At 44.2% G+C, this 14,412-nt stretch carries 15 protein-coding genes and 1 pseudogene; 7 read left to right on the top strand and 9 right to left on the bottom strand.

Annotated features, from left to right (window positions below; all coding sequences use genetic code 11):
- On the bottom strand, positions 1–1,642 hold a 1,642-nt coding region (locus B7L70_RS09430; RefSeq protein ID WP_081227604.1), incomplete at its 3' end, for a long-chain-fatty-acid--CoA ligase.
- Between the two features lie 265 nt (positions 1,643–1,907).
- Here B7L70_RS09430 and B7L70_RS09425 point away from each other — a divergent pair.
- Both B7L70_RS09425 and B7L70_RS09420 read left to right on the top strand, forming a co-directional pair.
- The gene (locus tag B7L70_RS09425; RefSeq protein ID WP_081227600.1) at positions 1,908–3,113 is read left to right on the top strand and encodes an acyl-CoA dehydrogenase family protein; all 1,206 of its coding nucleotides are present in this window, start codon (positions 1,908–1,910) and stop codon (positions 3,111–3,113) included.
- A 105-nt stretch (positions 3,114–3,218) separates the two neighbouring features.
- Positions 3,219–4,628: a 4-hydroxyphenylacetate 3-hydroxylase N-terminal domain-containing protein gene (locus B7L70_RS09420; RefSeq protein WP_081227598.1), complete on the top strand. Its 1,410-nt coding sequence runs from the start codon at positions 3,219–3,221 to the stop codon at positions 4,626–4,628.
- Between the two features lie 2 nt (positions 4,629–4,630).
- Here B7L70_RS09420 and B7L70_RS09415 read toward each other — a convergent pair.
- Positions 4,631–5,864 (bottom strand): annotated as a pseudogene (locus B7L70_RS09415) (TrpB-like pyridoxal phosphate-dependent enzyme).
- Positions 5,865–5,879: 15 nt separating this feature from the next.
- Between B7L70_RS09415 and B7L70_RS09410 the strand changes: the two are divergent.
- Entirely contained in the window at positions 5,880–6,035 is a 156-nt protein-coding gene (locus B7L70_RS09410; protein ID WP_081227596.1) for a 50S ribosomal protein L24e, read from the top strand.
- A gap of 364 nt (positions 6,036–6,399) precedes the next feature.
- A complete protein-coding gene (locus B7L70_RS09405; protein ID WP_081227594.1) occupies positions 6,400–7,401 on the top strand; it encodes a zinc ribbon domain-containing protein in 1,002 nt (333 codons plus the stop codon).
- A gap of 46 nt (positions 7,402–7,447) precedes the next feature.
- Here the strand turns inward: B7L70_RS09405 and B7L70_RS13495 are convergent, their stop codons facing one another.
- The 4 genes from B7L70_RS13495 to B7L70_RS09390 are packed head-to-tail and all read right to left on the bottom strand — an operon-like array spanning position 7,448 to position 9,566.
- The gene (locus B7L70_RS13495) at positions 7,448–7,612 is read right to left on the bottom strand and encodes a hypothetical protein (protein WP_162009152.1); all 165 of its coding nucleotides are present in this window, start codon (positions 7,610–7,612) and stop codon (positions 7,448–7,450) included.
- Positions 7,613–7,617: 5 nt separating this feature from the next.
- Positions 7,618–8,352 (bottom strand): DUF72 domain-containing protein, encoded by a 735-nt coding sequence (locus B7L70_RS09400; RefSeq protein ID WP_081227592.1) that lies wholly within the window; start codon positions 8,350–8,352, stop codon positions 7,618–7,620.
- A gap of 14 nt (positions 8,353–8,366) precedes the next feature.
- The gene (locus tag B7L70_RS09395) at positions 8,367–9,044 is read right to left on the bottom strand and encodes a 2,5-diamino-6-(ribosylamino)-4(3H)-pyrimidinone 5'-phosphate reductase (RefSeq protein ID WP_081227590.1); all 678 of its coding nucleotides are present in this window, start codon (positions 9,042–9,044) and stop codon (positions 8,367–8,369) included.
- Complete coding sequence (locus tag B7L70_RS09390) at positions 9,045–9,566, bottom strand: GTP-dependent dephospho-CoA kinase family protein (protein WP_081227588.1); 522 nt, start codon at positions 9,564–9,566, stop codon at positions 9,045–9,047.
- A gap of 41 nt (positions 9,567–9,607) precedes the next feature.
- Between B7L70_RS09390 and B7L70_RS09385 the strand changes: the two genes are divergently transcribed.
- On the top strand, positions 9,608–10,504 hold the full coding sequence (locus B7L70_RS09385; protein ID WP_081227587.1) for a hypothetical protein: 897 nt from the start codon (positions 9,608–9,610) through the stop codon (positions 10,502–10,504).
- An 84-nt stretch (positions 10,505–10,588) separates the two neighbouring features.
- Entirely contained in the window at positions 10,589–10,879 is a 291-nt protein-coding gene (locus B7L70_RS09380; RefSeq protein WP_081227586.1) for a hypothetical protein, read from the top strand.
- A 61-nt stretch (positions 10,880–10,940) separates the two neighbouring features.
- On the opposite strand, the gene B7L70_RS09375 is transcribed toward B7L70_RS09380, so the two are convergent.
- From B7L70_RS09375 to truD, 3 genes are all read right to left on the bottom strand, one after another.
- Positions 10,941–11,555 carry a hypothetical protein gene (locus B7L70_RS09375; RefSeq protein WP_162009151.1) on the bottom strand — a complete coding sequence of 205 codons (615 nt, stop codon included), beginning with the start codon at positions 11,553–11,555 and terminating at the stop codon, positions 10,941–10,943.
- Between the two features lie 113 nt (positions 11,556–11,668).
- Positions 11,669–12,391, bottom strand: a complete 723-nt coding sequence (locus tag B7L70_RS09370; protein WP_081227584.1) for a hypothetical protein — start codon at positions 12,389–12,391, stop codon at positions 11,669–11,671.
- Between the two features lie 53 nt (positions 12,392–12,444).
- A complete protein-coding gene (gene truD / locus B7L70_RS09365; protein ID WP_238376192.1) occupies positions 12,445–13,791 on the bottom strand; it encodes a tRNA pseudouridine(13) synthase TruD in 1,347 nt (448 codons plus the stop codon).
- 154 nt (positions 13,792–13,945) lie between these two features.
- Here truD and B7L70_RS09360 point away from each other — a divergent pair.
- Positions 13,946–14,412, top strand: a 467-nt coding sequence (locus tag B7L70_RS09360) for a hypothetical protein (protein ID WP_081227583.1), incomplete at its 3' end; no start/stop codon positions are given.

The following is a 14,412-nucleotide window of genomic DNA, read 5'->3' as shown; positions in this document are numbered from 1 at the left end:
CTGTGCTTGTTTTTGGTAGTTCTTTTTGTGTTATTATTATTTTGTCTGGTATCCACCATTTTGGTATTTCTCCTTTCTCGACGTATTGCATTAGGTGGTTTCTTATCTCCTCCTCGGTAACCCTCTGCCCAGGCTTCGGCACAACAATGGCTATGGGCCTCTCACCCCACTTGGGATGGGGAACACCAACAACAGCAACCTCACCAACACCAGGATGCGTGCTGATGATATCCTCAAGCCTCGTGCTAACGATCCATTCACCACCACTCTTAATAACATCCTTTAGCCTGTCCATGATCCAGATGTGCCCATCAGAGTCCCAAACCGCCACATCACCTGTATGTAACCAACCACCACGCCATAAATCTCTGGTCTTCCCAGGATCCTTAAAGTATGCAGGTGTTAGCCAGGGGGCTCTAACAACTAATTCACCAAGGGTCTTACCATCCTTGGGAACCTCCTTACCTGTTGGGTCAACAACCTTCAGGAAAACAAGTGGTATCTGCCTCAACCCCTTCATGAAGTAGTTCTCCTTCTTGTCCTCGGGCCAATTTAGCGTTGATGCCCTGAGCAATGCCTGCGCAATAACGGGCGCCGTCTCCGATAAGCCATAACCATTGATCACTATGATGCCCCTAGACCTCGCTAACTTATACAACCCCTCTGGTATTGCGGAACCTCCATTACCGTACTTCAACCCCCTTAAATCATACTTAGGCGAGTCAGGGTGAGTGAGTAGTAAGTACAGAATCACGGGGACCCCATATATGTATGTTACCTTCTCCTCACTAATGGTCTTGAGTATATACCCCCAATCCATGCGACCGGTAAATACGTACTTCTGACCGGCGAGGAACATGGCGTGAGGACCACCCCAGGCATGTACGTGGTACATGGGTACGAGCGGCATTACCACATCCTTAATACTTAACTCATATGGTGGAGCTGACGTGGATATTGCAAGCCCCATCGCGTGCAGTACTAGTTGTCTATGTGTAAAGAACACGCCCTTTGGTGGACCTGTCGTACCCGATGTGTAGAATAACGTTGCTACTGTCCTCTCATTAATATCCCTGAAATCATATGGGCTTGAACTCCTTATTAAATCCTCATAATTATATACCTCGAAACCTTCAAGCTTGATTTGCGGTGGCTCCGTCTTATCTGTCATTATCACAATCTTCTTAACGGTCTTTAGCCTAGGAAGTATTGCCTGTAGTAGTGGTATGAACTCGTCCTTAACGAAGAGTATCTCATCACCTGCATGGTTTATCGTGTATGCCAAGTCCTCAGGTGAGTACCTGATGTTTGCCGTGTGCAAAACAGCACCAAGGCCTGGAACTGCGTAGTAAAGTTCTAGATACCTATGGGAGTTCCACTCAAGGGCTCCAACCCTTGTACCTAACCTCTTGGGATCGCCAGGCTCGACACCGAGTTGTTCTAAGGCAGAAGCAAGCCTTCTAACTCTATCCCATACTTGGGTAAAGGTGAGCCTAAGTTTGGGTGCGTCAGGTGGTGCATAAACAACCTCCTGCTCCGGGAAGGTATCCACACCCCACTTTATCAAGTTAGTAAGTGTTAATGGATAATCATAGAACTCCTCGGCTACTTGCACATACTCCTCTTCCACTGATGAGGGCATTAAAAATAACATTAAGTATCTGGGGATTAATATTTTGTTTTTAATTAATATATTGACCTATATATTCCAATAAGAAAGAACAAGATAGCCATAAAAGAAAAGCAAAATATGCTGAGGAAAAACAAAATATTGCTAATGTAGATCTAAAGATCGGGGTAGAAATTCCATGTAAATTAATTAATGAAATCTTAATCGCGAAATCCGCAATTAATATATAATCTATTTATTAGATATAGTTTTAAGTAAGGACTTATGATCATTCCTGATGACGGATATTTTGGATCTCTTTCCCCAATATGCTGAGGAGTTAAAGTTACTGAGAAAAACCGCTAGAGAGTTTGCCCAGAGAAATTTCAGTCCTGAATTGGCTAGGGAGTTGGATAAGAAGGAGGAATTCCCATGGGATCTCTATAGGAAGGCTGGTGAACTCGGTCTTTTGGCACCATCAATACCCACCGAGTATAATGGTGGTGGTTTCTCAACATACTTAGCAGACATAGTCGTTACCGAGGAACTCATTAGGGCGGAACCGACACTCGGCACGGCAATTATGAGTGGACCATTCTCATCACACCTGCTCTATTTCTTCGGTACTGAGGAACAGAAAAAGAAGTATTTACCGCCTGTCTATAAGGGTGAAACCACGTTCTTCGGCGCATATACCGAGCCTGAGCATGGAACGGACATTACGCAACTAAACACTATTGCTGAGAGGAAGGGTGATAAGTTCATAATTAGGGGCATGAAAACCTTCATAACAAACGCACCCACCGCCAAGTACGGGGTGCTACTTGCACAGACAGAACCGGAGAAGAGGCATAGGGGACAAACACTCTTCATAATACATACTGACTGGCCTGGGGTTACGATTAGAAAGCTAACGGGAAAGATGGGGCAAAGATCAATACCAGTCGGTGAAATATACCTAGACAATGTAGAGGTACCGATTGATTACGTGGTTGGAGGCGAGAAGGGAATCAATCAGGGATTCTACTGGACGCTGGCATACTTCAATGTTTCAAGGATAGGACCTGCGGCCATGGCGATTGGTTTAATGCTTTCGGCATTCGATAAAGCATTCGAGTACGCTAAAAAGAGGGTTCAATTCGGTCAGCAAATAATAAACTTCCAATTAATCCAGGAGAAGCTTGGGAGGATGGCAATGCTTATCGAAGCCGCCAGATCCCTGGTTTATAGGGCTGCCTATTACGTGGATGATTACATAAAGTTTAAGATTGACCCAAGAGCCATGGCTGCAATAACGTCGGCGGCTAAGGTATTCGCAACCGATGTTGCGAACCAGGTGATTGATGATGCAATACAGATACACGGTGGTTACGGTTACTTTGAGGAATTCGATGTGGAGAGATATTGGAGGGACCATAGAGTAACTAGAATTTACGAGGGGACGAACGAAATAAACCTATTAACAATAGTTGATGCGTTAAGGAGGGATGCATGGAAGCCGTGAAATAGATAGATTTTAAATTCTTAATTATGTCCATATATAATTATATTGATTGCCGCGATAATATATAGCAAGAACACTTATAGCATTATGTTCATGAACTAAATCATGCCTAGGGGACCCGGTGAATACCTGGATTCGCTTAAGGACGGCAGGGTTGTTTATTACAGAGGTAAAGCAGTTAATGATGTAACTACACACCCAATAATCAGCGTGGCTGCTAAACATGCAGCCGATCTATTTGGTGCTGAGGATAGGCTTTATGATGACCCTAATTATGGTAAAATAAGTCGTTATTTTAAGATACCAAGATCCACCAACGACTTAATTGATAGGCATAGGTTGATTTACAACGATACCATGAGGTTTGACGGAATGTTTAACATAGTACAGGCTATAGGCTCTGACGCATTATTCTCGCTCATGATAATCGCCAGAAAGGTTGATACCAAGTACGGAACTCATTATCTTGATAGGGTAATGAAGTATTACGAATATGTTGTTAAGAATGACCTAGCAATGGCCGTGGCTCAGACGGACGTTAAAGGCGATAGGTCAAAGAGACCCCATGAGCAGCCAGATCCCGATCTCTACGTTAGGGTTGTTGAGGTTAGGGATGATGGCATTGTTGTGAATGGTGCAAAGATCCACACGACTCAGGGACCTGTGGCAAATGAAATCGTTTTCCTCCCCTATAGGGCTATGGTTGAGGGTGATAGGGATTATGCCGTGGCTTTTGCTGTTCCAGCTAATGCTAAGGGCGTTAAGTTCATTGTTAGACCTGCCCTTGAGTACGACGGTAATCCAAACGCAGTTAATGCTAGGGCTAGGTTTGAGGTTGAGTCATTAACGATATTGGATCACGTTTTTGTACCTTGGGATAGGGTGTTTTTATTCAGGGAGTGGGAATTCGCGGGACCTCTAGCTTGGTACTTCGCAACATATCATAGGTTCACCGCGGTATCATACAGGGCGGCAACATCTAACCTATACCTGGGCGCCGCCCTCCTTGCTGCCCGTGCAAATGGTATTGAAAATGCACCACACGTTAGGGATTGGATTGTACAGATGATAATGTATAAGGAGATCATGAGGATGGGCGCGATAACGGCAGCCCTCGAACCATTAATTGACGAGGGAGTTGCCGTACCAAACCCAGTGTACACAAACGTTAGTAAGTTATACTCTAATGCCCACTTCGTAGATGTTGTGCATGGATTGATAGACATAGCCGGCGGACTTATCGCAACAATGCCATCTCACGATGATTATGCAAACCCTGAAGAGAGACAGTACATTAGTAAGTACATTAGGGGTGCCGTGGATGGGGATACCCGCTACCGCATAATGAGCTTTGTTAGGGAACTAGCCTCAAGCCACCTAACGGGCTACTTATTAACAGCCATGATACATGCCGAGGGTTCTGAAGCTGCCAGTAAGATTGGTATGATAAGGGAGTACAATTTTAAGGAGGCTGAGGATTTAGTGAACCGGGTAATCAGTAGGTTAAGGATTTAGCATCACTTTGAAAAGCCTAGAACGTCTGCATAGTTGCTTAAATCAAGCAGTCCATGACCGCTAAAGCTAATCAATATTGTATGCCTCTCACCAGTCCTCCTAGCTTCATCAGCTATCTCCTTAACCACAGGCAGAACGTGGGCTGTCTCAGGTGCAGGTACATAACCCTCCACTTGGGCGAAGACTTGAGCCATCTTGAACACGGTTTCCTGGTCATAATCCCTACCCTCAACATAGCCTTTACTCATTAGGTACGAAAGCGTTGGCGCGACCGCGTGATACCTCAGCCCACCTGCGTATATTGGTGGTGGCACAAAGTCGGCACCTATTGTGTACATCTTTAGCTGAGGCAGAACCTTGCCTGTGTCTGGGTCGTCGTACTTATAGACCCCTTTCGTGACCTTAGGCACCTCTATAGCTCCAACCGCTATGTACCTACGCCTAACCTTACCACTCCTAAGTTCATCACCAATGAATGGGTAAAATGCACCACCCCAGTTACTACCACCGCCAACAACACCAATCATAACATCTGGATCCTCACCAATCAACTCCAGTTGCTTCTTAGCCTCAAGCCCGGCAATTGTCTTAAATAATATATCGGTGTTGATGACACTACCAACCACGTACTTACCACCATGCTTAAGCGAGTATTCAGCTGATTCAGTTATGGCAATACCTAAACTACCTGGATGATTCGGGTTCTCACTGAGTAGTTTACGACCAAAATCCGTTAAATCACTTGGGCTTGGGTGAACCTCGGCACCATACATCTCCATTAAGTATCTCCTCAATGGTTTTGCGAAGTAGCTAGCGCGAACCATGAAGATGTGGGCCTTAATCTTAAATAATGCGGCGGCAAGCGCTACCGCCGAACCCCACTGCCCAGCTCCGGTTCTCTGTGGTCACAAACCTGGCATTATCCTTGAGTGCGTAATAGACCCAGGCCAAGGCTGAGTTTATTTTGTGGCTCCCCGTGTAGGTATAGCCTTCCATCTTTAGGTAAATCTTAACCGGCGCGTTCAGGTACTCCTCAAACCTCTTAGCACGTACTAGGGGTGTTGGTCTACCAACCTGTGGGTATCTCTCAAGGACCTCCTCGGGTATTTTTATGAACCTCTCCGTGGAGAACTCAAGCCTTAACGACTCACTTAGTATTACCTGCTTAAGCACCTCAAGCCTTTTACCATTGTCTGGGTCGATTGGTGGTGGTAGTGGTTCAGGGAGGTCAGCCAAAAGTCCGCACGCTGTATGAGGATTTACACATGCGCATTCTGTGGAAAACCCATACCGCTCAGTACGGGCATTATCTACGTTAAGGTAGACGGCACAGTGCTTAGGTTCTGTAGTAGAAAGTGCTTCATAAGCCTGGTGAAGTACGGTAGGGACCCCAGGAGGCAAGCTTAATAATCGTCCCTATCTAAGTTAATGGATTGGACTTCTACCGTGTCCACCATATCACCCACTTATGGAAAAACCACCTTAAAAACTGGCTGAACATTTTGGTTTCATTAGGCCGGAAGCGCTTCCGGCTTACGGTATCGTCACTGCGATATTTCACTAAATTTTCAGCCCAATATTGGCACTAAAGATAATATTAAAATCGGTGGGAATACGGGATTTAAGCTTGGTTTTATTGTGGTTCTTGTGTCTCCTTGTCGGTCTTCACGCTAATATTACTCTCAGTAATTTTTCCATCATTGTCTTCAGTACGTGTTGTTGTGTTTATTGTGGTTATATATGCTCCTCATAAGTATTGTGTGCGTTGTTGGTGTTTCTGTGCCTCTATAATTTCAAGGACTTCAAGACTAGCCTAATATTCGGTACTGCGCCAAAGAGGTGGTTCGCGAGGACGTGGGTTCCATTAAAAACACTGAGGGTTTATGCCGATGGCTCCATGAAGGGTGATAAGGGTGCACCAGTGGTTCTTGACTTTAGGAGCAGTGTCATTAGGTTGCGCCAGGTTTGTAAAAATGAGCCTAGGTATGTTGTCGAACTTCCAATGCCCAAATGGGTCATTGAGCGGATTAAGGAAGGTGGTGACATCAAGTACGCAATGATAGGTCTCAAGAATAATGAACTCTATTTAGCCCTAGTGGCTGAGCGTGAGGTGGAGCCTTATCAACCAAGTGGTTATAGACTTGTTGTTGATGTTAATTCATGGAGGTACGGTATTGCATGGGGCTTAATACACAACGGTCAGTTGGTTTCATTTAAGCAGGAAAAGCCCAACCTCAATGAGTTGCTAACGCTTTACTACCAAGCTGTAAAGAGGGGTAGAAAGCACGGTGCCTTGATGAGGATAGGTCTCCACCACACAACACAGGGAAAAAGGCTTAGGAGACAAGCCAAGGCTAGGAGGGGCAAAATTTACAGGGTCACTAGGGATAAGGCTTATTTCCTGGCGAGTAAGCTCGTTAGAAAGGCATTGAAGTATAAGGCTTTGTTGGTTATTGATGACATGACCGAGGAGTCGAGGAGGGAGTTGCTTGAGGAGGGATTACCAAGGGATGTGATTAAGCTATTGATGAGTAACTTGAGGAGGTTTGTTCACCAACTGGAAACCCTAGCCAAATGGTACGGTGTGCCCTATGAGTTCAAGAGGCTACCAAGCACAGTATGCCCAATATGCAGACACGAACTAACCCAGGAAGATGGCAGGGTCATGGTTTGCCCGAACTGCGGATTCAAGGCGCCTAGGGATAAGGTGCCCATGCACTGGGCAATTAAGGAGGCCCGTGATTGTTCGGTCAAGGTTAGGTACCGTGCCTAGCTTCGATCTAGAGAGGGAGTATGAGTATAGGCAGGTTTTAAGCGATTTAGTGAAGGTCCTCAATTGGTGTGTAGGCTATGCCCAGAAACTCGCCTAGTTTGGTTTTGACTAGGACGTACGTATAATTAAGGCACGTACACTGATCAACAACCTCGACCTCATCATCACCAAGAATCCTCAATACACCCTCAGCCACGGACTTGCTAAACATCGTAATCAACCCATTAGTTTCTTGAATCTAAGGGCGTCATCGAGCATGTGGACGTTGTTAAACATGACGTACACGACGGAGGAGTTCAGGTTATTAACGATATCCCTGAGGTGGGCTAGGTCATCATCCGTGTACTTGTATGAGTAGTTAACCTCACCCCTACCAATACCATGCAGTCGAAGATAGGCTGTGTTTCTATCTATCAATGGATTTCGTTTGAATGGATCCACTATGTGAATGATCCCTACCTCTTCGAAGATCTTCCTTAATAACTCGGGCTTGCCATAGCTATAACCCCTTGGTTCCCAACCAAAGGATTCGTTTGCGCCTATCGTTCTGAAGAACTCAATCACATCCTTAATATTCTCCTCCGTTATTCTCATTGATGGTGGCGTTTGGAAGACGTAAAATGACGGGTTTAATGGCTTGACTGATTTGGCGAATTCATCCCAAAGCTCCAGGTTTTCCCTGGTGGGCCTCAATAAACCGTAGTTCTTGAGGTCGCCCTTCAACTCAGCCCTCTTTATTCTCCTCCAGGTTGGTGAGTCGCTGGTGTGGGTTAACCCCTGGAACACCTTAACCGTGAACCTAAAATCACCAGGCGCTTCCCTCCTAAACCCACCCATTCTTTCCGGTGTTGGTATGTCATAGAATGTCTCCTGAAGCTCCACAACCCTAAATAGGGAGTAGTACCTGGGCCTCGCTGTTGGAAACCCACACGTTCCAACAAGCACGTCCATTGAGCTTTAGGTTCTTACTCACCCATTTTAATGATTCCTTCCCTATCAACGACGTAATCCAGAACAACCTCATTACCGCACTCACACACCCTAACTGAGACAAGTCTCAACCTGGGGCCTTCACTGGTTGTTGGATACCCCTCACCTTCAAGGAATGACGTACCTGAACCAAACACGTAGGGCGACACGGTCAACCTAACCTCATCAACAAGCCCCTCCTTGATCAACTGCCAATTAAGGTGGCCACCACCCTCAACCAGCACCCTCCTCACACCCCTTTCTGTATACAATCTCTCCAGCGTCTTACCTAAGTCAACCCTCTCCTTACCCACCACCCAAACCTCAACGCCCAAACCCTTGATCTCAGCCAACTTATTGGCTGGTGCGGATTCCGTGGTAACGATTATCGTGGGCGCCTCCTTGTTCGTAATAACCCTGGCGGTTATTGGTATCCTCAATCTACCGTCAATCACAACCCTAATTGGGTTCCTATCAGCCTTAACATACCTAGGCGTTAGTGCTGGGTCGTCATTAATTATTGTGTTAGCGCCAACCATTATGGCATCCACAGACGCCCTGACCTCATGAAGCCTCTTGAGGTCGAAGGGGCAGGAAAGCCTTGAGTAGCCGATCTTGCTTGCAATCCTACCGTCAATCGACATTGCCGATACGATAATGACGTAGGGTCTCATCTACCTACTAGGTTTCATCATTGTTAGGAGTTTTAAAAATGCCATCTTGTAGTCATCAATCACAGGTATTACAATTAGGTAACCTGTGTATAACCCGTACATCACGATGGATTTAGGGGGCGCCATTAGGATGGTAGGTATCGCCAGTAAATCCTCCTCACCATCAACCACCACTAAAACCCTACGGCCGTCTCTGGCCCTATTTATGGCTTCACTGACTATCATCAGATTGTTGAGGGTTAAGGTCGATGGTTCATTCTTAATACTTATAGTCTCATCAAAACCGCCCCTCACCGCTTCCGTACCAATAACCCTCCTTGTCTTCATATCCATGAAGGCTAGGTCAGGAATCCTCCAATACCTAGTCACATTTACTGTAACCACATCGCCAATGGTTATTAGGAGGTTGTCTTCATACTCATCCCTTACCCTAATTATTGACTCAGGGGCTTCCTTAGCTATCGCCACACCAAAGGGCCAAGCCATGATAGACCTAGCCCACCTACTTGTCAGGACGTACACAGAATGGTTTTAACAGGGAGGGGAATTATAAGCATGTCATTATGCTCGCGTACATTGACTACCCAGAATGGAGGAAACTCATTGAGAGTACAGAGGAGTTGGACGCGCTTCTGTCCAGGAACATGAGGCAAGCACTATCGCTGATCGTGATGATAGGGGGCGATTATGATGACTCAATAAACAGCACATTTCTGAAGGTTTGGAATGGATTAACGGGCAATAAAGGCTTCATAGAGGATGTGCACGCCTTAAGTACACAGTATAGGAGGGGTTTAATTAAGGCTGATGAGCTAACGATAGGTATCATAAACCTACTGAACAAGAGGCGCTTCTCGCTGGTTGATTTGATAATGATGAGTAACTACATGAAATTAGTCAACGATATAAACCTCCTAGACCTGGGGCTCATGGTACTTTACGAGAATCCCGAGTCAATACTCGCTGGTGCTAGGGAACCGCCTGACATAATCCCCAATAGAATACTCAGTAGGGAGCTCGAGCTCGATCTCGAGGCGAGGTGTATGGTGGTCAAGAGGACGTTTTCCGTACACGTTTCGAGGCAGTACGACTCTAATATCTACGTTATTGATTGGTCGAATCCAGGTGTTGTGCCTTATAGTAAGTTTGCGGTGTCGAGGGTTGGGGATGTTGAGGTTTCAGACCCCGTCTTCTCCTCCTTTGTTAGGTTTAGGGTGAGGGTTGTGAGTAAGGTTATGGGTAAGGATTTCGTACTCACCTTACCAAAGCCCCTAAATATCAATGCGGACATGAATTATTGCTCAAGCAACGTATTTGTATCCTTACCGCAAAGCATGAATATGGCTGATTACCTATCATTAGTCGGTAAATTGAGGGGTTTGGGGTACAACGTGCGTATAACACCATTTACACGCGTTGATGAGCTCATAGAGGATTGCAGTGGGGGATCATTGAGTTGAGTGAAAGTTTTACTCAACACTGTTACCTGGAGTACATATGGGCCTGTAAGTAATTTATAAATCACAGTGAGGATGGGTAATTTGATGAGTAATTTCAGAAAACTTTCACTGCTAAGGACTGGTGAAGTATCAATGGCCGTGGTCATTATTAATGGTGAAAAGCACGTTCTAATTAATGACGAGACTACGGAAATAATAAAGGAAGTAAATAGATTACTAGGATTAAGACACTGCACAACTTGCGGGCGATTAGTTAGGGCTGAGGAGTTAGGCTATGTGGAGATAATAGGTAATAAGGTCGTTAGGGCAGTGTGCATGGACTGCCTAAAGCAATTACACTCGCAAATAATAGATATATTTAATAAATGTGCATAAACACCAAAGAATGACCATTATCAATTATTATAATTTATCGCCGTAAAATGATAACTACATTTCAGACTAAGCTATTATGTAGCTTAGATAAATAATATTTAATATCGATTACGTGAATTATTCCAGTTTTATTAGCAAGCTTTAACTCGATATCGCAAACACCAAAGCTAGCCTTATCAGTATCAAATCTAGGGCATACTATGCGATCAGCGAATCTACATCGTTCTAGCATATTTACAAAGTCTACGTCTGTTGTAATAAAGTGATAATTTTTATTAAGTGCAACCGCGAGAATAGCCACGTCAATGGCAAATCTTCTAATTGGTTGTTTGAAGCATTCCTCTAATATCTTGGTGATTTCTCTCGCAATCTCATAATCATCCTTACCCGCACTATATTCAATGAGGTTAAATCCATTGCTCCTTAACTTGCCAATAACTTCGAAATCAACGAAGTTATGAATTATATCGAGAAATAAAGGCATGGGAAATACCGTGGCTCCATGCAAAACCCACCTTATCGCTATTACAGGTAATTCAAGCCGCGATGTTATGTCGGTAATTACGCAGTTATTTGCCCTGCAATTATTACGTAAAAAGTCATAAACAAGTGTTGGTCTATACTCATCATTAATCCATCTTAGATATTCTTTACCTTTCGCACCCTTTTTATTCATAGACCTTTTAAGGTTTCTTGCCATCGATAAGATTGATTGAATGGATCTCGGTTTTTCGAAATATTCAAATAAATCGATAATAATACTAGTATCCAGCAGAAAATATGTAATCATTAAATTTCCCCATATCTTGTGGTTGCTATATCTTCGTGTCTTGGCTGTATGCCCTCATTTTCTAGGTACGTTACTGTCCTTGCTATGGCGCATGTGAATTTAATTAACCACCGAGTCTCTTCACCAACCTTAGACATTAATTTCTCAGCTATGTCTCTTCTGCCATAAGCTATAGCTAATGATGCCAGGTATGCGATCATGGAATTTACGGGTTTAGATACGGATATTGATCTTAGGGACTCAGCTAGTAACAGCACTGCATCCCTTAAATCCTCATTTTCCTGTCCGCAGGCAATCCTAAAAAGTTTCCTAGCCTGTTCATCATATAATTTTGCAATTATCAATATTAGAATAAGAGGATCATCAGTGTCTCCTAATACTTCTTTCAATTTCTCAGCATCGGCATCATCTATGAACATTCCGCGTTTAAGCTTTGGAATTTGCTCAATCAAGAACTCCCTGAAATCATCTATCGCACTTGTTCCGTGCCTTTTAACTAAGTATTCAATATCTAACTTAAATTCCTTAACAAGATTTTGCACATGTTCATAGTATTCATCGACGTTTAAGCTATTCTTTTTTAAATCATCTGTGAAATTCCTGATTAATTTTGTAAACTTACCGAAGTAACTATCGTATAGCTCTCCAATGCTGTTGTACAATTCTTCAAGCGTTTTATTAAGCTCGTCAATACGGGTGTTTAGAATAACTGAGACGGTCATCTTTCTACCTTAATCAAACATGAATTTAAAAACTCTTCTTTAAGTATTAAGTATTAAGTAAAGGTTAATTCTGGGTTGGGGCTTTTAATTACTTCCCGGAGGAAAACCGTGGCATAGTTACCCCTCGGGAGCCTAAATACCAAAGTTAATACATCGCCCTGAACCTTAATCTCCTTAATTATTGGCGTTACGAATAGCGGCCTATAGCCGCCCCTTATTGATAGTTCGGGCATTGACTTTAATCTAAATGCGGATGGTTCGATACCTTCCCTCTTAAGTACGCCCAGTTCAATGTCTCCTTGGGGTCCCGGTAATATCTTCGTTGACCAACCAATTAGGTGCCCAGCAGGTGCCGCCCTACCTATCCTTATTAATTCATTAACCCTATCCACCAGGGATTCAGTAACGTGAATTATATGCCTTGTTGGTAAACCATGCTCATCAAGCAATACGGCTATGTCGCCTGGTAACACGGAATTCACCGGTAAACCCTTACCAATACGCTCACTGAGCGCTAGGTTGAATAGGTATGATTGGTAAGCCTCCAGGTGTAATATGAGCAGTTCACGTGGTAGCCTTCTTAGTGCATTCACATAATCCCTAGGATTACTAGCCAAGTACCTGAGTAGGACCCTCTCGGTATAGTACCTATAACTCCTTGGTAGTAATTCAAGGGCCTTAGAGTAATTACCAGTCCTGGCAATGAATTCCCTAATCCCCCTAATCCTTGAGGGCTCTGTTGGGTACGCGTGGGTTAATATTTCATTAACCGCCGCCTCAAAATCCCCAAGCACCATGTACTTACCAACCAGGTGCGAGTTTGGTCTCTTTATACCAAACCTCTGATAACCGTAATACGTGGGCAACCCCCTAGATGTAATCTGTTCAATGGCGCACTGAACTCTCTCCATGTATTGACTATGGACGTCCCGAATCCTTATTGTGAACTCATTACCCCATATGTCGCTTGTCGTGAAGGCCCTATCCATGTTAAAGGCACCTAATACCCTCACGTTCTTGCCCAATTCCCTGGGTACATCATCAATTGAAATGCCTCTCACGGAAATAATTTGCGATGTTACGGCAACAGCATCCTTAAATCCACCAAAGCCTATGTCACGAGGGCCGACACCAAGTCTTTTACTAAGCATTAACAATAGTGTTATTGCATCAACACCCCTCTTCTCAACAATTAACCAAACCCACGGCCCTGGCTTACTTGTAATTTTTGGTAATGGCTTATTGGTGATGCTTGTGGGCACAACCTGCCCATCTAACAACACCTCCTCCACTATGAAATCCTCAAGGCTCTGTTTAACCCTACCGCCAATTCCCTCACAATCAGTAATGTAGTATAGCATCCCAACGAAATTATCAAGCCAGGACTGACTAAACCTCACAAACCTGGTTTATGCGTTTTATTGATAAAACTGTTGTTAGTCAATCATTTATTGAGATTATACTTAGCAAAATAATTCACGAACTAATGGTTATGTACGTCATAAATATGACGTGGAAACCGTATTAAATACCGACTAATGACGCTTGGTCAGTATGCAACCAATACTACTAGGAATACCAGGGCTTGAGTACCAGGGATTCATGGAATGCGAGACAAACTTCCTACTATCCCTAATGAACTCCATAGAGAGAGGCGTAACAGAGAATAGGAAACCCCAATACCCAGCTCAATCCTGGTGGTCGGTGCTAATGATGGAGCCCGTAAAAGACCCACCAAGCATAGACCCAACCCAGGCACCACTGGTCAAGTTAACCAGGGCATCCCTAATTAACATACCAATAACAGACCCAACATACGGCAAGTACAGCATAAGACTAAATCGAGAGGTTGATCCAGCCACCGAGATAAATAATGTCGTAAAAACCATAATAGCTGAGGCATCGGCAAGGCCGGTCATAGCCTCAATAAATGCACTAGACCGATTCCTGCACACGAAACCAAGCCTCAAGTGCGAAATATACAAAATGCTCGACAAAGCGCTAAAAGACCTAATACTCAG

The sequence above is a fragment of the Vulcanisaeta sp. EB80 genome (assembly GCF_002078205.2).
This window is presented reverse-complemented; position numbering and strand designations above follow the sequence as displayed.

Bases quoted from the DNA above. Each gene is read 5' to 3' on its own strand.
- B7L70_RS09425 (WP_081227600.1), top strand. From the start codon at position 1,908: ATGACGGATATTTTGGATCTCTTTCCCCAATATGCTGAGGAGTTAAAG.
- B7L70_RS09420 (WP_081227598.1), top strand. From the start codon at position 3,219: ATGCCTAGGGGACCCGGTGAATACCTGGATTCGCTTAAGGACGGCAGG.
- B7L70_RS09410 (WP_081227596.1), top strand. From the start codon at position 5,880: ATGAGGATTTACACATGCGCATTCTGTGGAAAACCCATACCGCTCAGT.
- B7L70_RS13495 (WP_162009152.1), bottom strand. From the start codon at position 7,612: ATGTTTAGCAAGTCCGTGGCTGAGGGTGTATTGAGGATTCTTGGTGAT.
- B7L70_RS09400 (WP_081227592.1), bottom strand. From the start codon at position 8,352: ATGGACGTGCTTGTTGGAACGTGTGGGTTTCCAACAGCGAGGCCCAGG.
- B7L70_RS09395 (WP_081227590.1), bottom strand. From the start codon at position 9,044: ATGAGACCCTACGTCATTATCGTATCGGCAATGTCGATTGACGGTAGG.
- B7L70_RS09385 (WP_081227587.1), top strand. From the start codon at position 9,608: ATGCTCGCGTACATTGACTACCCAGAATGGAGGAAACTCATTGAGAGT.
- B7L70_RS09380 (WP_081227586.1), top strand. From the start codon at position 10,589: ATGAGTAATTTCAGAAAACTTTCACTGCTAAGGACTGGTGAAGTATCA.
- B7L70_RS09375 (WP_162009151.1), bottom strand. From the start codon at position 11,555: ATGAATAAAAAGGGTGCGAAAGGTAAAGAATATCTAAGATGGATTAAT.
- B7L70_RS09370 (WP_081227584.1), bottom strand. From the start codon at position 12,391: ATGACCGTCTCAGTTATTCTAAACACCCGTATTGACGAGCTTAATAAA.